This window comes from Bordetella tumbae, assembly GCF_965139195.1.
In the GTDB taxonomy this organism is placed as follows: Bacteria; Pseudomonadota; Gammaproteobacteria; order Burkholderiales; family Burkholderiaceae_B; genus Bordetella_A; species Bordetella_A tumbae.
Map to the genome: position 1 here is coordinate 1 of NZ_CBCSJH010000024.1, position 22,163 is coordinate 22,163.

Annotated in this window: 19 protein-coding genes; 8 read left to right on the forward strand and 11 right to left on the reverse strand. The window is 59.9% G+C overall.

Features of this window, described 5'->3' with window-relative positions; translation table 11 throughout:
* Window positions 1-350 precede the first annotated feature (350 nt).
* From ACNA0J_RS20465 to ACNA0J_RS20495, 7 genes are all read right to left on the reverse strand, one after another.
* Entirely contained in the window at window positions 351-1,334 is a 984-nt protein-coding gene (locus ACNA0J_RS20465; protein ID WP_415820711.1) for a threonine/serine dehydratase, read from the reverse strand.
* Window positions 1,335-1,350: 16 nt separating this feature from the next.
* Window positions 1,351-2,634: an MFS transporter gene (locus tag ACNA0J_RS20470; protein ID WP_415820712.1), complete on the reverse strand. Its 1,284-nt coding sequence runs from the start codon at window positions 2,632-2,634 to the stop codon at window positions 1,351-1,353.
* A gap of 144 nt (window positions 2,635-2,778) precedes the next feature.
* A complete protein-coding gene (locus tag ACNA0J_RS20475; RefSeq protein WP_415820714.1) occupies window positions 2,779-3,171 on the reverse strand; it encodes a RidA family protein in 393 nt (130 codons plus the stop codon).
* Between the two features lie 140 nt (window positions 3,172-3,311).
* Entirely contained in the window at window positions 3,312-3,995 is a 684-nt protein-coding gene (locus ACNA0J_RS20480) for a nitroreductase (RefSeq protein WP_415820715.1), read from the reverse strand.
* A 71-nt stretch (window positions 3,996-4,066) separates the two neighbouring features.
* A complete protein-coding gene (locus tag ACNA0J_RS20485) occupies window positions 4,067-4,489 on the reverse strand; it encodes a PaaI family thioesterase (RefSeq protein WP_415820716.1) in 423 nt (140 codons plus the stop codon).
* 207 nt (window positions 4,490-4,696) lie between these two features.
* Window positions 4,697-6,877, reverse strand: a complete 2,181-nt coding sequence (locus ACNA0J_RS20490) for a TonB-dependent siderophore receptor (protein WP_415820785.1) — start codon at window positions 6,875-6,877, stop codon at window positions 4,697-4,699.
* Between the two features lie 195 nt (window positions 6,878-7,072).
* Window positions 7,073-9,247 (reverse strand): malate synthase G, encoded by a 2,175-nt coding sequence (locus ACNA0J_RS20495; protein WP_415820786.1) that lies wholly within the window; start codon window positions 9,245-9,247, stop codon window positions 7,073-7,075.
* 224 nt (window positions 9,248-9,471) lie between these two features.
* Here ACNA0J_RS20495 and glcC point away from each other — a divergent pair, with 224 nt between their 5' ends.
* Window positions 9,472-10,236: a transcriptional regulator GlcC gene (gene glcC, locus ACNA0J_RS20500; protein ID WP_415820717.1), complete on the forward strand. Its 765-nt coding sequence runs from the start codon at window positions 9,472-9,474 to the stop codon at window positions 10,234-10,236.
* A 175-nt stretch (window positions 10,237-10,411) separates the two neighbouring features.
* On the opposite strand, the gene ACNA0J_RS20505 is transcribed toward glcC, so the two are convergent.
* The 4 genes from ACNA0J_RS20505 to ACNA0J_RS20520 all read right to left on the reverse strand — a co-directional run bounded on the left by ACNA0J_RS20505 (window position 10,412) and on the right by ACNA0J_RS20520 (window position 13,729).
* Window positions 10,412-10,804: a DUF4148 domain-containing protein gene (locus tag ACNA0J_RS20505; protein ID WP_415820718.1), complete on the reverse strand. Its 393-nt coding sequence runs from the start codon at window positions 10,802-10,804 to the stop codon at window positions 10,412-10,414.
* A gap of 272 nt (window positions 10,805-11,076) precedes the next feature.
* Entirely contained in the window at window positions 11,077-11,496 is a 420-nt protein-coding gene (locus ACNA0J_RS20510) for a DUF1090 domain-containing protein (protein ID WP_415820719.1), read from the reverse strand.
* 34 nt (window positions 11,497-11,530) lie between these two features.
* The gene (gene ubiA / locus ACNA0J_RS20515; protein WP_415820787.1) at window positions 11,531-12,454 is read right to left on the reverse strand and encodes a 4-hydroxybenzoate octaprenyltransferase; all 924 of its coding nucleotides are present in this window, start codon (window positions 12,452-12,454) and stop codon (window positions 11,531-11,533) included.
* A 75-nt stretch (window positions 12,455-12,529) separates the two neighbouring features.
* The gene (locus ACNA0J_RS20520) at window positions 12,530-13,729 is read right to left on the reverse strand and encodes an aminotransferase-like domain-containing protein (protein ID WP_415820720.1); all 1,200 of its coding nucleotides are present in this window, start codon (window positions 13,727-13,729) and stop codon (window positions 12,530-12,532) included.
* Between the two features lie 129 nt (window positions 13,730-13,858).
* On the opposite strand from ACNA0J_RS20520, the gene ACNA0J_RS20525 reads away from it, so the two are divergent.
* From ACNA0J_RS20525 to ACNA0J_RS20555, 7 genes are all read left to right on the forward strand, one after another.
* Complete coding sequence (locus ACNA0J_RS20525; RefSeq protein WP_415820721.1) at window positions 13,859-14,350, forward strand: GAF domain-containing protein; 492 nt, start codon at window positions 13,859-13,861, stop codon at window positions 14,348-14,350.
* A gap of 385 nt (window positions 14,351-14,735) precedes the next feature.
* Complete coding sequence (gene dapA, locus ACNA0J_RS20530) at window positions 14,736-15,704, forward strand: 4-hydroxy-tetrahydrodipicolinate synthase (protein ID WP_415820722.1); 969 nt, start codon at window positions 14,736-14,738, stop codon at window positions 15,702-15,704.
* Between the two features lie 152 nt (window positions 15,705-15,856).
* Complete coding sequence (locus ACNA0J_RS20535; RefSeq protein ID WP_415820723.1) at window positions 15,857-16,633, forward strand: sterol desaturase family protein; 777 nt, start codon at window positions 15,857-15,859, stop codon at window positions 16,631-16,633.
* 4 nt (window positions 16,634-16,637) lie between these two features.
* Window positions 16,638-17,543, forward strand: coding sequence for a fatty acid desaturase (locus ACNA0J_RS20540; protein WP_415820724.1), 906 nt, complete (start codon window positions 16,638-16,640; stop codon window positions 17,541-17,543).
* 17 nt (window positions 17,544-17,560) lie between these two features.
* Entirely contained in the window at window positions 17,561-19,513 is a 1,953-nt protein-coding gene (locus ACNA0J_RS20545) for a 3-oxoacyl-[acyl-carrier-protein] synthase III C-terminal domain-containing protein (protein WP_415820725.1), read from the forward strand.
* Complete coding sequence (locus tag ACNA0J_RS20550; RefSeq protein WP_415820726.1) at window positions 19,510-20,412, forward strand: DUF6999 family protein; 903 nt, start codon at window positions 19,510-19,512, stop codon at window positions 20,410-20,412. The genes ACNA0J_RS20545 and ACNA0J_RS20550 overlap by 4 nt, the downstream gene beginning before the upstream one ends.
* A gap of 57 nt (window positions 20,413-20,469) precedes the next feature.
* On the forward strand, window positions 20,470-22,101 hold the full coding sequence (locus ACNA0J_RS20555; protein ID WP_415820727.1) for a GMC family oxidoreductase: 1,632 nt from the start codon (window positions 20,470-20,472) through the stop codon (window positions 22,099-22,101).
* Window positions 22,102-22,163: the final 62 nt, after the last annotated feature.

Sequence of the window (22,163 nt, forward strand, 5' to 3'; positions counted from 1 at the left end):
GGCCCCTTCGGGCCTACCTACGACNTCCGCTCGCGCGACTCCGAGGCGCGCCAACGCAGTCACTGCCCCCCTTCGACTCGCAGAATCTCTGACTCCCTCGTCGCTGGCACGGCTGGTTTTCTTAGGCTTCGTAGGAACTGGCTTTTGCAAGGACGAATATCTTGCAGGGTGGCGATNCNTGGGCGCCTACGGGCGCGCCCATGGATCGCGTTCGTGATCTGCATGCGAAGGCTTTGGCATCGGTGGCGAACAGAAGATCTCTCGAGCAACGATTTCTCATAGGCCAGCAGGAAATTGTTCGCACCACGACTTCGCGACACGCCAACCTGAACCCCGCTATTCATAGCCAACTACTTCACGCCCAGATGTTTCGCGAACGTCGCAGGATCGGTGTTGGTGCCGCAGAGCAATACGCCGACTCGTTGACCGGCCAACTCGTCCTTGAGTTTTCCGGCCAACGCTGCAGTCGCCGCAGCGCAAGCGGGTTCGGTCGCCAGTTTGAGTTGATCGAATAGCAGCCGCATCGCGCTACGCAGATCGTCATCCGAGACAGTGACGAGACGGTCGACATTCTGGCGGCACAGGTTATAGCTGTATTGCTCGGTATGAGGCGCCATGAGGCTGTCGGCGATGCTTTGCATGGGGCCCATTTTGACGGGGCCATTGGTGGCAAAGCTGCGATGCATGGCATCGGCGCCTTCGGGCTCTACGCCGATGACTTGGCACTGGGGATCGAGCAGTTTGATGGCGGTGCTGACGCCTGCCATCAAACCGCCGCCACCGATGGGGACGATGACGGCGTCAAGCTTGCCAGCCTGTTGCAGCCACTCGTAGCCCAGCGTAGCGGTACCCAGAACGGTGCGATAGCCGTTGAACGGATGTACGAAGAATCGGCCCTCTTCGCTTTCAATACGGCGCACCGTTTCAAACGCCGACGGGCCGTCTTCGGCGAGGACGACCTCGGCGCCATACTGCCGGCATAGGGACACGCGAGCAGGGCTTGCCGTCTTGATCATGACGACCTTGGCGGGGATCTCTAAACGCATGGCAGCGTAGGCGACGGCGACTGCGTGATTGCCGGCAGAGACGCAGGTCACGCCGGCGTTGCGCTGGGCTTCGCCAAGCGCAAGCAGATTGGAAAAGGCCCCGCGTGCCTTGAACGTTCCGCTGGCTTGGAACAATTCAAATTTGAAGCAAACATCCGTGCCCGCAACAGGATCGAAATCGGATTTGGCAACGACAGGCGTCGTGCGTACCCAGTGTTGCAGCTCACTATGCAGGTCGGTGATGGCGGCGAGGTCCGGAACGGGTAATGTTTCCGCAGAGGTGGTCATGATGATTTCCTATGGTTCAGCGCAAGCCTAATTTTTTGCGTACGGCAATGAGCGAGATCAAGCTGATCACGGCCGCGAAAATGACATAGAAGCTCGGCGCGAGCTTGTTGCCGCTGGTCGATATCAGCCAGGCGATGATGAAGGGCGCGAATCCCCCAAAGATTGTGACGGCGATGTTGTAGCCGAGGGACATGCCAGTCGTGCGCGACTGGGTCGGGAACAGGTCGGTCAACAACGCAGGCAGCGCACCGAAGTAGCCCGCCAACAAGACGCCGATCACGAATTGCACCACTATCATGGTGGCAAAGGTGGGCGACGATCTCAGCAATAAGAACAGCGGATACATCAAGACGAGAAAGAGCACTGCCGAGGTCAGCATGACACCGGTGCGCCCGTGCCGATCAGACCAGTGACCGACGATGGGCGCAAAGATGAATTGAACGACGCCGGTGACCAGGGTCGCGGCAAACGCGGCGGACGCGGGGATACCCAGTTGCTTTACCGCATACGTGGGCATGTAGAGGATCAGATAGGTCGCAACCGTGCCCAGTACGACAGAGCCTATGGCCAGGATCAAGCGCGTGCGGTGTTGAGTGAAGGTATCGGCCAATGGTGATTCCGTACGCTCCGCCGCGAGAAACTCTGGCGTCTCGTCGATGCGCGTGCGGATGTAGTACGCGACGGGGCCGATCAAGAGGCCAAAGAAAAACGGCACACGCCAACCCCAGCTCTCGAGTTGTTCGGTCGTCAACCAGGCATTGAGGCCAGTGCCGAAGCCGGCGGCCAGGATGGTGGTCAGGCCTTGGCTGGCGACTTGCCAGCTGGCAAAGAAGCCGCGGCGGTTCGGACTGTGCTCGGCCAGAAAGGCGGTAGCGCTACCGAACTCTCCGCCTGCGGAAAAGCCCTGGATCATGCGCGCGATCACAATGCCGATGGGCGCCCAGATACCGATCGCGGCATAGGTGGGCATGACGGCGATCATCAATGTGCCCAGCATCATGAGCATGATGGCCAGCGTCAAGGTAGCGCGGCGGCCGACACGATCGGCGTACACACCCAGCACTAATGCGCCCAGGGGGCGCATGAAAAACGACACGCCAAAGGTACCCAGCGTGATCAGCAGCGAAATCGTTTCGTTTTCGTTCGGAAAAAACAGGCGCGAAATGGTCGCGGCAAAAAAGCCGTAAACCACCAGGTCAAACCATTCCAGTGCATTGCCGATTGAGGCGGCGGCGATCAGGCGCCCTGCTGAAGGAGAGGCCTTGCCTGTTGCTGGCGATACCGTTGATGCGGTGTCCATGGATGAAGTGTCCGAAAGTGAGACAGAGCGTTTGAATGGATGCTGTCAGACAGCGTTAAATACAAAGCCGGAAAACAGAATGTCGTCCGGCTGAAGTCCCATGGTCGCAATAGTGCGGCCATGGGTGCAAGGATAGCGCCAAACTCAGGCCTTGCCTGCGCCGGCTTGAGCAATGGCTTCGATCTCGATCAACGCGCCTGGCACCATCAGATCGGCACGCACTGTTGAGCGCGCCGGTAACGTGGCATCGCCAAAGAACGCACCGTAGGCTGCATCGAACGCCGCGAAGTCTTCGGTGCGGGTCAACCAGACTGTGGCCTTGACGATGTCGCGCGCGGTGAGTCCGGCGGCTTTGAGTTGGCGTTCGATGTTTTCCAGGCAGACGCGTGTCTGTGTGGTGACGTCATCGCCGATCAGGCGAAAGCCTTCGCCAAATGCCATCTGGCCGGAGACGAAAACCAGATCGCCTGCGCGGCGATACAGCGAGAAATTGGGTTGACGGCGAATGGGGGCGGGAGCAGATGTGTTGGTTTGCATGAGGCAGATCCGTGTGGATAAAAAGACGATCAGGACTTGCGTACGCTGTGCCGGTGAAGCGTGATGGGAGGCATGGCGAGTGAACTCCTATGGTGCTCGTAGGGCATGGCTACGCGTGCGGACGTGAGCGGTGCCGCATATCAGGCATCGTGGAAAATAGTGAACTCGTCGACGGGTACACGCGTCGTGCGATATTGATTGGCTGGATCGTCGACGTCTTGATAGCCCATTGATATGCCGCAGGCCACGATCTGATCGTCGGGGATGTTCAGCTGTTGTTTGACGATATCGGGATAGTTGGCCAGGGCCGCCTGTGGACAAGTATCCAGGCCGCAGCCACGAGCCATGATCATGATGTTTTGCAAGAACATGCCGTAATCGAGCCAGCTCCCTTTGTCCATGTCGTTGTCGATCGTGAACAGCAGTACGCAGGGCGCGCCAAAAAATTCAAAATTGCGGCCGATCTGCCGTGCCGAGGCGTCGCGGTCGCCTTTCTGGATACCCAGCAGGTTATATAACCCCCAACCCGTTGCGCGGCGCCGTTCCAGATAGGGGCTGCGCCAGTTGACAGGGTAATACTGGTATTCGCGTCGCTCGGGCTCTCCACGCTGATGGGCTTGCAGCAAGGCCTGCGACAGCGCATCGCGGCGAGCCCCTGTGACGACGTGGACTTTCCAGGGCTGGATGTTGCTGCCGCTGGGTGCGCGCGCCGCCGCTTCCAGAATGTGGCGAATGCGTTCAGTGGGCACTGGCGTAGGCAAAAAACCGCGAATACTTTGCCGCGAGACGATGGCTTGCTCAACGGCGTGCTGTACATCGTTCATTTCAATCTTCCCTAAGTCCGGTATCCAGGTCGATGGGCGTCAACCCGAGGATAGCGAGTTCATGTCACCGGTCAGACGGTTGGCACCTCTGGCGCATCCGCGTTGACGCGAGGGCTGCCATATTTGAATGATCCCTGTGCTGAGGCCAACACGCGGCCGTCGGGGGCGGTCACCGTGGCTTGAGAGAAATAGATCTTGCGTCCACTGCCGGTGACAGTACCCGTCGCCAGGACATGGCCGCTTTTGACCGAGCCGATAAAGTTGATGGCCAGTGAGATGGTCACGGAGTTGCTGCGCTCGGCATGATCGGGATCGATACCCGCATAACCACAGGCGGCATCCAACAGGGCGGAGACAACACCGCCTTGTAACGCGCCCTGGCGATTGAGATGGTTGGGTTGCAGCGCCATGCGGATGACGACGCGGCCGTCGCCCCAACTCTCGATCGTGGCGCCCAGCGAGTGCAGAAAAGGATTGTCTTCGAAACGGCTCATGATACGTAGCAATGGATAGTGGAATCGGGCGCATGCACCCGGATACAACCATCGATGATACCGTTGATAGATCAATTTGTCGGCTGAACCTGCCGCACAACAGGTGTCGCACAAGCGGCGAGGCGGACAATGAATCATCATCGTCCGCCTCGCGTGCGTGTGGTGAGTGCTGCCAGCGCTGCTGGCGCGCATCGGCCCCGGTTGGGGTCAGAACGCGATGCTGGCGCTCAAGCTATAAGTACGCGGATCCCCGGCCTTGATGTAGTTTTCGGACTGATACAGCCAGTAGCGCTTGTTGGTGAGGTTGTTGATGCCGGCACGGATGGTCGTGTTGTAGCCATAGATGCGCGTGTCGTAGGTGGCGCCGATATTAAAGACAGTGTAGTCGTCGACCTCGATGTTGTTAGACGCGTCCAGCATGATCCCGCCCGTGTATTTGGCATCGGCCCGCAGTTTCAGACCTGGCAGTTGCGGCACATCATAGACAACTTGTGCTGCGGCGATGAATTTGGGGGCGCCTGCGACGCGGTTGCCGTTGTGATCGGCGCCTTTTTTGTACTCGCTATCGAGCAGCATGATGCTGCCGCCGACATTCCAGTCCCGCGCGACGCGAGCCGAGGCCCCGAGCTCCAGGCCCTGGTAAATCGACTTGCCGCCTTGTACCAGCTCTTGTCCTCCGTCTGCGAGCTGCCGGGCGTACTCCGATTTTTTCTCGATGCGAAAGAGTGCGGCGGTCGCTGACCAATCCTCGTTTTCGGTCTTGATGCCCAGCTCGTATTGTTTGCTCTTGAGCGGACTGAGCAGGGCGCCGCGGTTTTCATAGGTATTGCCGACGACGGAGCCCGGTTCCAGGGATTCGATGTAGCTGGCATACGCCATGGTCTGCGGCGTGAGGTTGTACATCAGCGCCACGGTCGGTGTCAGGACGCCGTTTTTCTCATAGGGTTCGGAACGAACGCCGGTGGCGTCAAAACCTTGTTGCTCATAATTGGTGTAGCGCAGCCCGCCCAGGATCGACCAGCCGCCGGTCAAGTCAATCGTGTCGCTGGCGAACGCCGCTTTCTGTGTGATCTCTGCGGCGCGATACAGATCGAGCTGGCCCTCGCTGTAATAGGTGTTGGGATTCTGCTCATACAGATTGCCTGTACCCTGGAGCTGATACACACCATTGGAGCTGTAATCGTTCTTTTGCTTTTGCCACGACACGCCCAGCACGACTTGGTGTTTGAGCGGACCGGTACTGAATTTGCCTTCGGCCATGGCTTCCCATTGGTTATAGGAATAGGCCTCGCCATAGTCGGAACGGTAATCGTCGTAGTCGCCATCGCTATTGGTCAGCGACAGTACGGCTTCGTTGCGGCGTGTACGGGTGGAGTTATAGGTGTAGTGGGTGCTGACGTTCCAGTTGTCGTTTACCGCGTACTTCAGGCCTGTGGAGTAGAAGCGGAAAGCGTTGTCGGCATAGGGGCCTTCACCCTGAAGGTTGTCGTTATCGGCTCGCAGCGGCGAGGGCAGCGAAGTGCCGGACATGCCCGCGGCGGTGATGGTCGCGTCCTGCCTGATGGCCTTGCGGTCCTGGTAGATGGACTGAAAATCCCAGGTCAGCTTGTCGGTCAGACGCGCGTCCAGCGCCAGCGAGACAGAGTCGCGATAAAGTGAGCCATCGTTGTAGGTGGTGCCTTCTTCGTGGGTCGCGTTGAGCCGATAGCCGAATCGTCCGTCATCGCCGGCGCGGCCTCCCAGGTCGACGGATTCTCGCAACACGCTTTGCGAGGTATAGCCTAGCGTGATGTTGCGTACAGGTTCCTCAGTGGGTTTCTTGGTGACGTAGTTCAGCATGCCGCCCGGCGCGCCAAAACCATACATGAATCCCGAGGCGCCTTTGAGCAAGTCGATACGCTCGAACTGCTCGTAGGGCAAGGTGGTGACATAGCTGACAAAGGGCTTGCCATCGATGCGATAGGAGTTTTGCCAATCCAGTGGCAAGCCACGCACCGTCAGGTAGCTGGCCCAGGCCCCGTTGGATGAGCTGTTGTCGCCTACAGAGGCGTCCAATGCAAATACGTCGCCCAATTTGGAAACCTGGCGATTTTCGATATCTGCGGCGGTGACAACGGTGCTGGAGAATGGCGTTTCAAGTTGGGTGCGGCTGCCCAATGCGCCCGCGTTCACGGGCGTTTGCAGGTGCTCCAGCGAGTCATCGAAGGTATCGGCCTGGATGGTGACAGCCGGCAGTTGCGTCACGCTCGGCGCACTGGTTGAGGCCGATGCTTCAGTGGACTGCGCTTGGGCGCAAGTCGCATAGACGCCAGCCAAGGCCAGGGCGAGAACGGTGGGCAGGCTGGGACGTTGAGCGCTAAACCATGCCGGACGTTGCCGGAAATACATTGAGTAAGCCACGGAAGGGGCTCCAGACAGGAATGATGAGAAGGAAAACCTGTCTTTTTATTGAAAATACGAGTAATTCGCAATTACTTTTAATTATTGAAATGATTAAGTGCGGCTACCGATAAAAATCGGGGAGAACGAAAAAAACGGGCCCTGTCAGGGGCCCGTCGAAGGATCATCGCGGAATGCGCGGAATCAGTGCGCCGCTTTATACGCCTGGCGATAACGGTGCAATAACGGCTCGGTGTAGCCGTTGGGCTGCGTCAGGCCCTCGAACACCAGGGCGCTGGCCGCCTGGAACGCAATGGACGTGTCGAAATGACCGGCCATCGGTTGATACAGCGGGTCGTTGGCGTTTTGTTGATCGACGACTTTGGCCATGCGCTCCAGGGTTTCCTGCACTTGTTCGCGCGTGGCGATGCCATGACGCAACCAGTTGGCGATGTGCTGGCTGGAGATACGCAGCGTGGCGCGGTCTTCCATCAGGCCGACGTCGTTGATGTCCGGGACTTTCGAGCATCCGACGCCCTGGTCGATCCAGCGCACGACGTAGCCCAGGATGCCCTGGGCGTTGTTTTCCAGCTCGCGGCGGATGTCATCGGCGCTCCAGTCGGCGGGGTTGCCGACGGGGACGGTCAATAAGCCATTGAGCAGTTCGTCTTGTACGTCGGTGAGTTTGGTGCTTTCCAGTTGTTGCTGCACGGCAGACACGTCGACTTGGTGATAATGCAAGGCGTGCAGGGTGGCTGCGGTGGGTGAGGGCACCCACGCGGTATTGGCGCCAGCCTTGGGATGTGCAATTTTTTGCTCCAGCATGGCGGCCATCAGGTCAGGCATGGCCCACATGCCTTTGCCGATCTGGGCACGGCCGCGCAAGCCGCAATCCAGGCCGACCAGGACGTTGCTGCGCTCATAGGCGGCGATCCAGGCGCTGGATTTCATGTCGCCCTTGCGCATCATGGGACCTGCCTCCATGGTGGAGTGCATTTCGTCGCCCGTGCGATCGAGGAAACCCGTGTTGATGAAGGCAACGCGGCCGGCAGCGGCCAGGATGCAGGCCTTGAGGTTGACGCTGGTGCGCCGCTCTTCGTCCATGATGCCCATCTTGATCGTGTGGCGCGGCAGGCCGAGCAGGTTTTCGACACGATCGAACAGTTCATTGGCAAAGGCCGCTTCGATGGGGCCGTGCATCTTGGGTTTGACGATGTAGATCGAGCCCTTGCGCGAATTACGCTTGTTTGCACGGTCGGGCAGGGCCGTCAAAGTCGTCAGCACGGCGTCCAGGATGCCTTCCGGGATTTCGTTGCCGCTGGCATCCAGAATCGCCGGGTTGGTCATCAAGTGGCCAACGTTACGCACGAACAGCAGGGAACGGCCATGCAAGGTCAGTGTGCTCTTGCCGTCGGGCGTGCGGTATTCGCGGTCGGCATTCATGCGGCGCGTGAAGGTCTGGCCGTTTTTGGTGACGGCTTCGGTCAGATCGCCTTTCATGAGGCCGAGCCAGTTGCGGTAGATCTGCACTTTGTCATCCGCGTCGACGGCGGCGACGGAATCTTCGCAATCCATGATGGTGGTCAGTGCGGCTTCGACCACGACGTCTTTGACGCCCGCGGCATCCGTCGCGCCAATGGTGTGTGTGCGGTCGATCTGGATTTCGATGTGCAGGCCGTGATGTTTGAGCAAGACGGATTGCGGGGCCTGGGGCTCGCCGACATAGCCCACGAACTGCGTGGCGTCTTTCAGGCCAGTGCTGCCTTGTTTGGTCGTGACGACCAACTGGCCGTTGTCGATGGTGTAGGACGTGGCATCTGCATGCGAACCCTGCGCGAGGGGCACGGCTTGATCCAGCACGGCGCGCGCGCGGGCGATGACGGCCTCGCCGCGTTGCGGGAAATAGCCGCGGCCGGTATCGCCGGGCGTCGGGGGAATGGCGTCCGTCCCATACAGGGCATCGTACAGGCTGCCCCAGCGTGCGTTGGCGGCATTCAGGGCGTAGCGTGCATTGGACATGGGCACGACCAACTGCGGGCCGGCTTGCTCGGCGATTTCGGCGTCGACATCGGGCGTGGTGACTTGCACTGCGTCGGGGATGGGCAGCAGATAGCCGATTTTGGTGAGAAAGGCGCGGTAAGCGGCGAGATCGCGTACCGGCCCCGGATTGGCGCGATGCCAGTTGTCCAGCTCACTTTGCAGGCGGTCACGGTCGGCCAGCAGGGCGCGATTGCGCGGCGCGAGGTCACGCACGATGGCGGCAAAACCGCGCCAGAAATCTTGAGGGGCAATGCCGCTTGCGGGCAGGGCCTCGTTTTGGATGAATTGGTGAAGGACGGCCGCCACTTGCAGGCCATCTTGCTCAATACGTTCAGTCATCATTTGCTCGCAAAAAATCAGGGGCGGGCGCAACCAGCGCGATGAACCTACATGATCCGGGCATGTGGCCACGATGTCTACCTCCGAACCCACTGGTCATACCAGTTTATTTGGTTTGAATTTGCGGTAATGGACTTTTTTATGTTTCTATTTCAATTACTTGACTGGATTCGGTATGCATGTGGCATGCTGGAGGATCACCCGGTCATACCAGTGAGCCCCGTATGGAAACAGAAACTGCGACAGCAGGACGCCAGGTTGCCGATGTGGTGGCCGAACGTATTGAACGCCTGATCATGGATGGCGTGCTCAAAGCCGGGCAGGCATTGCCGTCTGAGCGCCGTTTGACGGAAAAGCTCGGCGCTTCTCGTACGGCCCTGCGCGAGGGACTGAAACTCTTGCGCGCACGCGGCATCATTCACACCGAACAAGGCAAGGGTTCATTCGTCGCGCCGATTTCGCAGGTGGATGCGGGGCCGCTGGTGCATTTGTTCCATTCCCAGCCGCGCACGCTGTATGACCTGTTGGAGGTGCGCGCCCTGCTCGAGGGGGAGTCTGCGCGCCTGGCGGCGATTCGAGGGACCGAGGCGGATTTCATCATGATCCGCCGGCGTTATCAGGCCATGATGGACGCGCACGAGCAGGATACCGATATTGCGACGCACGCCCATCTGGATCACGCATTTCATTTGGCCGTGTGCGAGGCCTCGCATAACCCTGTGCTGACGCATACGCTGCAATCGCTGACGGATCTGATGCTGGGGTCGGTGTTTGCCTGTGTGAATAATCTGTACCATCGCCAGCCGCACAAGCAGCAGATCGATCATCAGCACACGGCCGTGTTCGAGGCGGTGACGGCGCGTCTGCCGGATCAGGCCCATCAAGCCGCCACGAATCATGTCAACAGCGTGCGGCAAAGCCTGGGCGAGATTGAGCAAGAAGAGCAGCGCCTGGTGCGGGCGACGCTACGCTTGGAGGGCTGGGCGTAGTCTGCGTCGTCGCGGACGCCGGCTCGAGTCAACGCTGTCTCCGATCGGCATCGATGTTGCCTGGGGAACGGTAATACGGCGTCAAGCGGGCGCGAGCCCCGCGTCCAGACGCACAAAGGCCTCCCGAAGGAGGCCAGTGTGCCGGGGGAGGAGGGGGGGCCCCCGATCGGGACAATCAGCTATTGGACGGCGGATAGTCCAGGTCACCAAACGAGTAGTTGCCCGAAGCTTTGGCTTCGGCCAGTTCGGCTTGTACTTGAGCGCGGCTCAGGCGGCTGCCATTGTCGGCCACGGCAGCGGGATAATCTTCTTCACCGTAGGTCACGAGGCCGGCGGCCTTGGCTTGGGCCAATTGGGCTTGAACTTCAGCGCGGCTGAGGCTGGGGCCTTGGGCGGCGACGGTGGGCGGATAGTCCAGATCACCAAAGCTGTATTGGCCAGTGGCCTTGGCCTGAGCCAGTTCGGCCTGGACTTGGGCGCGGGTGATGGGTTGGGTGTTGGTATCAGCGGCTTGGGCGCCGGCGGCGACACCCAGGGATAACAGGATGGCAGTAGCAAGGGTTTTCATGACGATCTCCAGTTCATTGTCTTGGGACCATCGCACCCGGCAGTTGAAATTTTAGGGGGTGTGATTGTTGCCCGTTGAAGACATTGTGTGCCTGTTGAGACCTGGGATAAACCCTAGTTTTCTGAAAATATTTTTCCAAAAATAAGGATAATTGGTGACGGTTTTGTGAAAACCGTGCGATTTCCCTGATAAATGGAATAGACGAATCCTGGCCAAGCTCGTCTACCGGGATCTATCGCCGATGTGTTCGGGCAGGGATTCCGTCTCAGCTGCTAGCGTTGCAGCTCGTCTTCCGCGTCTTTCAGGTCGGCCTGGGCTTCTTCGAGTTTGCGTTGGGCCTTGTTGATTTTGTCTTGTTTGCCTTTGGCGCGTACCTCGGCGAGTTCTTCTTCGCGTTCCTGGACTTCTTCTTTGCGTTCATCGATGGCTTGCAGGCGATCTTTGCGTAAAGACTCGTCGGTGCAGGATCCGCGCGCCTCTGATAGCGCACGGCGCAGACCCGCCTCGCGATGGGTGTTGCCATTGGCCTGTGCGGCGGCGATGTCGTTTTCGATGTGGCAGAACTTGGCCGCGCAACTGCGCAAGGCGCTGCAGTCCTGGATGGCGGCCGCGGGGGCGGCTTGGACGGAGAGGGCCGGCACGATCAGGGCGGCGCCGGCAAACCAGCAGGAAAGGCGGGGTAGAACGGACATGGTGACTCCTCTTTGCATGCCCGCTACCCGGGCGTCAGATAAGTGTACCGGCCAGTGCTGCCGCGATCAGCAGCAGGCCAGTCCAGAGGTTCGCACGAAACAGCATCAGGCTGCGTGCCGGCCGTTGCAGATCAAAAATATACAGTTGCCAAGCCAAGTGCACCGCGACGGCAAAGATGCCGACTTGGTAAGCCCAGTGCATACCGATATCGTAGCCGCCCCATGCCCACAGAATGATGGTTGCGACATAAAACCCGCCCACCCATTGTTTGCCGCGGGCACCAAATCGCAGGGCCGTCGAACGCAGGCCGAGCTGCTGGTCGTCGCGCACGTCGATGTAGGCGTAGATGCTGTCATAGCCGACTTGCCACAGCACAGCGCCCAGCCACATGGCAATGGCACCCAGCGGTACGGTGTTTTGCGTATCGGACCATGCCATCAGCATGCCCCAGTTAAAGCAGATGCCCAATACGACCTGCGGCCAGTAGGTGACGCGCTTGCACAATGGGTAGATGAACACGAAGGGCAGGACGGCGACTGCCAGCCAACGGCTCATTTCGTTAATGAAAAACAGCAGCGATCCGCAGACCAGCAACTGGCCCAGCAAGAACCACACTGCCTGGCGCATGCTGAGCTGGCCGCTGGTCAGTGGGCGAAACCGGGTGCGTTCGACATGTTTGTCGATATCGCGGTCGCACATGTCGTTGACGGTGCAACCGATGCCGCGCATCAGCAAGGCGCCGAGCGAGAATACGATCAATCGGCCCAGATCCGGCAGGCCGCCGGCAGCCTGGATCAGCGTGGCGATGCAAGGCAACAGCGTCAGCCAGGTGCCAATAGGGCGATCCAGGCGGCATAGGCGTGCGTAGGGACGCCACGATTTGGGTAGCCAACGTTCGACCCAGTCAGTAAAGACGATGTCGTTCAGATCGGGAGAGGGGGTTTGCTGCGCGCTCACCATAATGACAGCTCGATGGATAGGCGTGTGCTGGGACCAGGNGGCGCCGTGGAAGGCGCCNCCCAACGTAAACGATCAGACGTATTGTTTGATCAACTTGCCCAGAATGGCAATGCCGGAGCGGATCTTGTCCTCAGGGACGGTGACAAAGCTCAGGCGCAAGGTGTTGGTCTGGGGCTTGCCTGCGTAGAACGGCTTGCCGGGAACAAAGGCTACGTTTTGCTCAATGGCCTCGGCCAGCAGCTTGGTGCTGTCGATGTGCTCCGGCAACGTGACCCACAGGAACATGCCGCCCTCTGGGACAGTCCACTTGACGGTGCCGGGGAATTCCTGGGCCAGGGCGTCCAGCATGCAGCGGCCTTGTACGCGGTAGATTTCGCGCACGGTCGGCAGGTGCTCTTCCAGGAAACCGTCTTTTACCGCCTCGTAGACGGCCATCTGGGTCAACGTCGGCGTGTGCAGGTCAGTGGCTTGTTTGGCCTGGACCAGTTTGTCGATGATGCTGCGATGGGCGGCGATATAGCCCAGACGCAGACCCGGCGCCAGGACTTTCGAGAATGTGCCCAGGCGGATCACGTTGGCGCCGTATTCGCTGGCCAGGGCCAGCAGACCCGGCTGCGGTTCGCCGGCGTAGCGCAGTTCACCGTAGGGGTCGTCTTCGATGATGGGCAGACCCAGTTGGGCCGCACGCTGGACCAGGGCCTTGCGGCGCTCCAGGGTCAGGGTGCGGCCCGTGGGATTCTGGAAATTGGGCAGCGCGTACAGAAAACGGGCATCTGCGGCCAACTCGGGCGTGATGGCCTCGGGAATCAGGCCGCCCTCGTCGGTCGCGACGGGTACGAACTTGGGCTGATACAGGCTGAACGATTGCAGTGCGCCCAGGTAGCTGGGGTCTTCAACCAGGACTTTGCTGCCTTCGTCGATCAGGACTTTGCCCAGCAGATCCAGGGCTTGTTGCGAGCCCGAAACGATCAGGATCTGATCAGGCGTGACCTGTGCCCCGGCGCGGTTCAGATCCTCGGCCACCCATTTACGCAGCGGGGCATAACCCTCGGTGGGACCGTATTGCAGGGCCGCGCGGCCGTTGTCGGCCAATACCTTGTCGAACGCCGCTCGTACTACTTCTACCGGGAAACCGCTGGGGGCAGGCAGGCCTCCGGCAAAGGAAATCACCTCGGGACGTTCGGTGACTTTGAGGATTTCGCGGATAGCGGAGCTGGTCAGTTGTTGAGCGCGTTGGGAAAACACGCACACGGGTTCGAGAGGCTGGTCCATGGGAAACTTTGGAGAAAAGAACGGAAAAAATGAGCAAATATTGTCCCACAACGCCGAGGCACGCCGTCATGCGGGGCGGCAGGGCCTAAAATCACTTGGTTCGAAAGTTGCCTGTACAGTTACATTTCCATGTTTACCGCCACTGATCTGCCTACCGATAACAAGCCGCGTTTTTACGCTGAACTGACTGCCCAGGCCCGGGCGTTGTTGACCGACGAAACGGACCGTATTGCGAATGCCGCCAATTTTGCGGCGTTGGCGTATCAGGCGTTGCCTGCGATTAATTGGGCGGGTTTTTATTTCTATAACGGCGAAGAGCTCGTGCTGGGACCTTTTCAGGGCAAGCCGGCATGCGTGCGCATCGCTTTGAATCGGGGCGTGTGCGGCGCAGCGGCAAGCCAGCGTCGCACGCAAGTCGTGGCGGATGTGCATGCGTTTCCGGGACATATCGCTTGCGATGCGGCGTCGCGTTCCGAGGTCGTGGTGCCGCTGGTGCTCAACGGAGAGCTGTTGGGTGTCTGGGATGTGGACAGCCCCGAACCCGGCCGGTTCGACGACGAGGATCGCCAAGGGATGGAGGCGTTGTGCGCCGTGTTCCTGGAAAGTCTCGGGCAACGCTAGGGCGTTCGTAGACCGGGGAGCGGGGCGCTGCTTTGTCAGCGACTTGGGCATCCGGTGTTTTCTTCAGAGGCCGCGACGAATTGACAGCTTTGCCGCGGCCCGGTAGATTTCGGTTTCTTCTACGCCCACTTCGCGTACGCGTTATTTTTCCAATGTTTCCGGCCATCCGCTCCGTCGTTGCTCTCCGCGCTATCTGCGTGGGGTTGACGTGCGTTGGCCTGAAATCCAAAAAACAGCCGCTCATCTGACCGGAGCATGCTGTTCCGTCAGATGGGCGACGGAACGGCGGCAAACCCGGCGGCATGACGCGCGGCGATTTCCCCCCAGCATCCTTAGCACTTCTGCACGGTTCCTTTGACGGTCCGCATTGCATCAGGAGTGCTTTATGTCGAGTTCTGCTTCTACTTCGATTTTCCAGGGGGTCTGGATTCCTTTGGTGACGCCGTTCAGCGGCGCGGTGGGCCGCCAGTCAAAAGCGCGGCGTGGCGGGCATGTTTTCACTGACGCCGTGGACGGCGGCGCGTTGCGGCGTCTGGTCCGTCACTACGTATCCGCAGGCGTGGACGGGCTGGTGGTTTGCGGCAGCACAGGCGAGGCCGCGGCGCTCGATGATGCGGAGCAATTGGCGGTGTTGGATACCGTGCTCGACGAAGCGCAGGGCCTGCCAGTGGTCATGGGGCTGGCGGGGAATCATCAAGGGCATGTGATGCAGCGTCTGGCGGCGTTCGGGACGCGGCCGTTAGCGGGGGTGTTGACGCCCGCGCCGTATTACGTGCGTCCGGGGCAGCAGGGTGCGCTGGCGTACTTTCGCACGCTGGCCGACGCTTCACGTGTGCCGCTGGTGCTTTACGACATCCCTTATCGCACGGGGGCGACGCTGGAGACCGAGACGTTGCTGGCGTTGGCCAAGCACGACAATATCGCCGCCATCAAGGATTGTGGCGGCTCGCTGGACAAGACGGTGGCATTGATCGCCGATGGCGGGATGCAGGTGATGGCGGGCGAGGATCTGCAGGCATTGTCCACTATGTGTCTCGGTGGCAGCGGCATGATTGCGGCTGCCGCGCATATACGTCCGGATCTGTTCGTGGCGATGCATCGGGCGGTGCAGATGCAACAATTGGAGGTAGCGCGCGGGCTGTTTCATGCCCTGGCTCCTGCGATTCGCCTGGTATTCGCCGAGCCGAATCCGGGGCCGCTCAAGGCGCTCCTGGGCCGGCAGGGGCTGCTTTCCGACGTGCTGCGCGCCCCGATGCCCAATGCCAGTGCTGCCACGGCAGCAGAGTTGGAAGCGGTCGTCATCGGGTTGAATCAGGCGTTTCCAATCGCGGGCCGGCTGGGTATCGCGGCCTGATGCCGTGGGCGGCAGATCCCGCCATTCAGAGTATGCCGCACATCGCTTGGCAGCATCCTCTGAACGGCGGGCAATGCCAAGGCGTACATATTTCTGCCATATTGCTATGATGCGGCCATCCTGAATAGCTCCGCAGTGGGCTATGGAGTTCCATGGCGCATACTTTTGAGTCGCTGTCGGCGTGGCAGGTCATGATGGCCGGCCTGCTGTTTTTCGGCGGTATCTACTTGTTGTTCGGCACGGCGACCTGGCTGCTGACTCGTTATGTCTTGCCGGCGTTGGGTATTGGCGGAGTGCTGGACCCGCGTCCATTGGCGCCCGGTCAGCTGCGTCGCGAGTTGACACAATCGGGGGTGTCCGTCCTGATCTTTGGGCTGGGCATGGTCTTTCCCTGGGGCTTCTTGCAGCTCGGATGGGCGCATCTCAATCCCGATGCGAGTGCCACGCAGATCGTCGTAGAGATCCTGGTATTGGTGGCCTGGAACGACGTGCATTTCTGGATCAACCACCGTTTGCTGCACACGCGGTGGCTGCGCCGATTTCATCTGCCGCACCATCGCTCGGTGGTGACGACGCCATTTTCGACGTACAGCTTTCATCCCATCGAGGCCCTGATGTTGGGCAATGTGATCTTGTTGCCCATGGTGCTGCACGATTTCAGTTTCTGGTCGCTGTTTTCGGTGCCTCTGTTCAGTCTGTTTTTCAACTGCGTGGGGCATGCCAACTATGATTTTTTTCCACGCGTGTCCTATGCGCACTGGTTTGCCGCCAGCCGCCGGCATCACCTGCACCACGCTTGCTACAACGGCAACTATGGATTCCAGTTCACGTTCATGGACCGTTTATTCCGCACGCGGTTAACGGCAGATGCAGCCTCAGCGCAATTGGCCGCGGCTAACCGGCGAGGCGCGGTTGAGCGTCGGAGCTAGCGCCATGGCGCGCGCGAGAGGGCCGCACAGGCTGCCCATGCTGCGTCATTGGCGTGACGTGCAAAGCCTGGCTTATATGGCCGCTTTGCCGGCATTGATGGCGTGGCAGTGGGTCTACGGACTGAATTGGCTGCTGTATGGGTTGATGTTGTTTTTGACATTGGGCATCGGTGTCGTGCATCACAACCACACGCACTTGCGCATGTGGCGTCATCGTGGCGCGAACCGAGCGACGGATATGGTGCTGACCTTATTGCAGGGCCATCCCACGTTTGTGTTTTTTCCGGCCCATGCGGGCAATCATCATCGCTATCAACATGGGCCGCGTGACTTGGCGCGGACCTATCGCTACGGTGGCGATACGAATCATCTCGCGGGGTATTTACTGCACCCGTTTCAAGCAGTGTGGAGTTTGTATCCCTTGTTCTGGCGCTGGTTGGCGCGGTTGCGCCGATACTGGCCGGGGACGCTGCGCTATTGTCTTTGGCAGTATGCCGCATGGCTGAGTTTATGGGGTGGGTTGTTGGCGGTAAATCCGTCCAAGGCTTTGGTGTTCGTGATCGTGCCGCAGCTGCATGGCCTGCATTGGCTGTTGGCGACGAACTATCTGCAGCACGCCCATACTGACGGCGGGCCCGAGCGCCGTGCGCGGTTGAGCTATGCGCGCAATTTCGAGGGCTGGGTCAATCCCTTGCTGTTCAACATCGGATTGCATACCGCGCACCACGAGCACGGCCGCGCGCATTGGTCCGAGCTGACGCGTTTGCATGTTCAACATTATCGCCATCGCGTCGATCCCATGCTGATCGAACGCGGCCTGGTCCCGTATATGTGGCGGGTGTTTGTGTTGGCGCTGATCTGGCCGCGCTGCCGTAGTCGCTCATTGATGCGGCCGGAACATATTACCTAGTAGGAGCGTTCCTTCTCATGCCTGTTTCCTTTGACCGCGTGTATCTGGAAAGTGCCGGCTATTTCATGCCGGGCGAGCCCGTGAACAATGAGGATATGGATCGCTATATTGCGCCGCTGAACCGCATATCGGGCCGTATCAAGCAGCGCATTCTGGCTGAAAACGGTATCAAGCAACGGTATTACTCGATCGACGAGACGGGCAATACACGTTGGACGAATGCTGCGCAAGCTGCGCAGGCTATCGGCGATTGTCTGCGCCGGCAGGATCGTACGCTGAACGAGGTGTCGTTGCTCACCTGCGGTTCGTCGGGCGGCGATGCCTTGATGCCGGGCTTTGCCAATATGATCCAAGGCGAGTTGGCGGCGCCGCCGATGGAGACCTTGTCGGTGCATGGCATTTGCGCGGCGGGGGTGTCGGCGATTCAAGCGGCGGCGCAAGGGATTGAGCTAGGCGCGCATCATCGTGCGTTAGCGGTCGCCAGCGAGATGCCCTCGAGATTGTTCAAGCGCTCGCGTTTTGCCGCGCGAGGTTATGACGCAGACTTTGATTCGCATTTTCTGCGCTGGATGCTGTCGGATGGGGCGGGCGCGCTGCTGCTGGGCAATAGCGGCGCTGCGTTGCCGGGATCGTCGTCGGGGGTGCGACTGCGGTTGAAGTGGATCCATCAACGCGCGTTTTCCGGCGACTATCCGGTATGCATGCAACTGGGCCTGCCCGCCGAGGGCGGGCAGGGGCATTTGGACTACGCGTCGTGGACCGAGGCCGAGGCAGCTGGTGCATTGTCGCTGCGTCAGGATATCCGCCTGTTGCCGCATCTGTTTGATATAGGCATTCATGAATATGTGAGCCTGGTGCGTGACGGCTGGGTGAATCCTGAACGGGTAGACCATTTCCTGTGTCACTACTCGTCAGAGAAATTCATTCCGGTCGTGGCCGATCTCATGGAAAAGGCCGGGCTGGAGATCCCTCACGAGCGATGGTTCAGCAACCTGGCCTGGCGTGGGAATACCGGCGCTGCGTCGATTCTGATCATGCTGGCGGAGTTCCTCGAAACGCATACCCTCACGCCCGGACAGCAAGTCTTTTGCTACATCCCGGAGTCTGGGCGGTTCATGACGGCATATATGTTGTTCGAGGCCGAGGCTGTCGACGCGCCGTTATCGGCCTCGTCGTCCGCTACGGGTCAGGCCGCCGCGACGGTGCGGCCGGGTGCGCCCGTGAGCGCATCGGTGCATAGCGATGATGCCGATACGATTGCGCCGCCGCATGATCCCGAGCAAGCGCCACAGGGGCTGGGGCCGCTGCTGACGGAGCTGGCCTCGATCTGGCACGATTACCGTTCCCGCGTCTGGCGCACGCCTGTCGTGCGGCGTTTGCGCGAGCGCCGTTTCGTGACGGCGGATTATTTGAATTGGATGGAACAGTGGATCCCTCAGGTGCGCGAAGGCAGCAAGTGGATGCGCGAGGGCGCGGCGTCGCTCACTGATACGTATCAGACCCTGGCGGATTTGATTGGCGTACATGCCGGCGAGGAACAGAATGATTTCCAGATTCTGTTCCAGGATTATCGAAACGCGGGCGGCACCATTGCGGACATCGATGCGTTGCGCCGTAATCCCGGCGGCGAGGCCTTGAATGCCTATCTGCATGCCTTGGCCGCGACGAAGGATCCGATTGGATTGCTGGGCGCCATCTATATCATCGAAGGTACAGGCCAACGCATAGTGCCGGCATTGTTGCCGCTCTTGAAGGCGAGCCTGGATTTGCCGCCGGATCGATTCCGCTTCCTGGAGTATCACGGGCACAATGACGAGAACCATCTGGCGCGTTGGTTGATGGCGGTGGAGTTGGCGCTGGACGCCGACGATCGCGGCCAGGCAGAGCGTCGTATCGTGGATACGGCACGCCGCACAGCGGCGCTCTACTTGATGCAATTCCATCACGTGATGGAGGCCGAACAATCATGAGTTCCCGCACCCCTGAGTTTTTGACACGCGAACACGATCCGGCAGATCCCAGTCCGTGGCTGGCGCTCTATCTGGATCGCAGCACGCCTTTGCCCGATGCTGTGAAAGAGGCATGGCTCGCAGATTCCAGTTGTGGATCGCGCCAGTATTTGCTGCCGTTTTTGCGGCCCTTGGCGCGGGCGTTCATCATCCTGATTCAAGTCGTCAAGACGTTCCTGCCGCGCAAGTGGTCGCATTCGAAATTGCTGCATCGGATTTTGGCGTGGGGGCTGGAACACTTTGTGTCGCCCGAGGCCAATTGGCTGATCCTGCGGCATTTTCATCTGGGCGCGCAGGTCTTGTCGTTCATCGCGCGCAATGCGCCGGTGCAGGTGTCGACCACGCCGCTGGAGCCCATGGGTATTGCAGATCTGAAGGACGAGTTGTTCGTCAAGCATGATCTGAACTTGTTCAACTTTGTGATCCGGTTGAATGGCGCGCTGCGCGAGGCGGGCGTGGAAATGCATGCGCCCGAGAAAGTGGATTTTTCGATGATTCGCGATCCCGGGTTGCGGCTGGAAGATATGCCGCAGCGCAAACGGAATTTGCTGGATCTGCAAAGTGCGATCGAGTTGTTCACGCCGCTATATCAGTTGATGTTGACCGACAATGATTTTTGGCGCGCGGCTAATTCCTTGCAGTTGGACGAAACGGTCGGCATTTATGCCGCGCAGATTCTGGGCGCGCCGCAGCATTTGATTTTGGTGAACAACAAGCATCCGCTGGTGCCGTTGTCGACCCTGCGTGCGGGATACCGATTGGTGCTGCATGGTTTGTCGACCGAGATGTTGCATAGTCTGTTGATGCATGCGAAAAGCGAGGCCGAGGCCGCTGATTCACCAGCATCGCAAGCAGCATGAGAGCCGCTATGCTGGCATACTGAAGGAAACCTGGACGAGCTAACGGAGACACAACCCATGGCGGCCGAGACGGGCAGTACCGATCTGGTGTTTGATTACATCGTGGTGGGCGCAGGGTCGGCAGGGTGTTTGCTGGCCAATCGTTTGTCGTCCGATCCGGACAAGCGGGTGTTGCTGCTGGAGGCCGGTGGGCGCGATAACTGGCATTGGATCCATATCCCGGTCGGCTATCTGTATTGCATCGGAAATCCGCGCACCGATTGGTGCTATCGCACGCATCCCGATCCGGGATTGAACGGACGCAGCCTCGGCTATCCGCGCGGCCGCGTGCTGGGCGGCAGTTCTTCCATCAACGGCATGATTTATATGCGCGGCCAGCGCGCGGACTATGACGGTTGGGCGGCGTTGGGCAATGCCGGATGGGGATGGGATGAGGTGCTGCCGTTTTTCAAGCGCAGCGAGGACCATCACGCGGGGGCGTCGGACTATCATGGTGCAGGCGGTGAATGGCGTGTCGAGCGTCAGCGCTTGTCGTGGGATTTGCTCGATGCCTTTCGTGCCGCGGCAGCCCAGGCTGGGATTGCGCCGGTGTCGGATTTCAACCGGGGCGACAACGAGGGCTGCGATTATTTCGAAGTCAATCAGCGTCGCGGCATGCGCTGGAGCGCGGCCAGGGCTTTTCTCAGGCCGGTGGCCAAGCGATCTAATTTGCACGTCATGACAGGCGCGCGCGTGTCGCGCATCGTGTTCCAGAATCGGCGCGCCGAGGGTGTGGCGTTTCGCCTGGGAGACGGCAGCGAACAAGTGGCGCGTGCGCGAGCGGAGGTCATCCTGGCTGCGGGAGCGATAGGGTCGCCGCAATTGCTGCAGGTGTCCGGCGTCGGGCCGGCGGCGCAGTTGCAGGCCCGCGGTATACCGGTGCTGCATGATTTGCCGGGGGTAGGTGAAAACCTGCAAGACCATCTGCAGTTGCGCATGATCTACCGCGTCACGGGCGCCAAAACCTTGAATGCCATGGTGGGATCGTTATGGGGCAAGGCGTTGATGGGGGCGCAGTATGCCTTTGGACGACGCGGGCCGCTCAGTATGGCGCCGTCGCAACTGGGAGCATTCGCGCGATCCGGTCCTGAACAAGAACGCGCCAATGTGCAGTACCACGTGCAGCCGTTGTCGCTGGAAAAATTCGGCGAGCCTTTGCATGCTTTTCCGGCCTTTACGGCCTCGGTCTGCAATCTGCGGCCCACCAGCCGTGGCCATGTGCGGATCACGAGCCCGCAGGCGGATGATGCACCTGAGATCCTGTGCAATTATTTATCGACCGAGGCCGACCGGCGAGTGGCGGCCGACAGTATTCGACTGACGCGCCGTATTGTGTCGCAGCAGGCGCTGGCGTGTTACGCCCCAGAGGAATACAAACCGGGTAACGCATTGCAGACGGATGAGGATTTGGCGCGTGCCGCCGGTGAAATCGGCACCACGATTTTTCATCCGGTGGGAACCTGCAAAATGGGCGTGGACCCCTTGGCGGTGGTGGACCCTGAATTGCGTGTTCATGGCTTGCAAGGGTTGCGTGTCATCGATGCGTCGGTGATGCCGACCATCACGTCGGGCAATACCAATTCGCCCACGGTCATGATCGCCGAGAGAGGCGCGCATTTTCTCCACGCCAGCGCGAAAGCTGGCGCGTGATCTGCCTGCATGACTGGTCCGTTGTGCCCCAACCCCCCTGTTCAGAGGGGCATAGATCTATC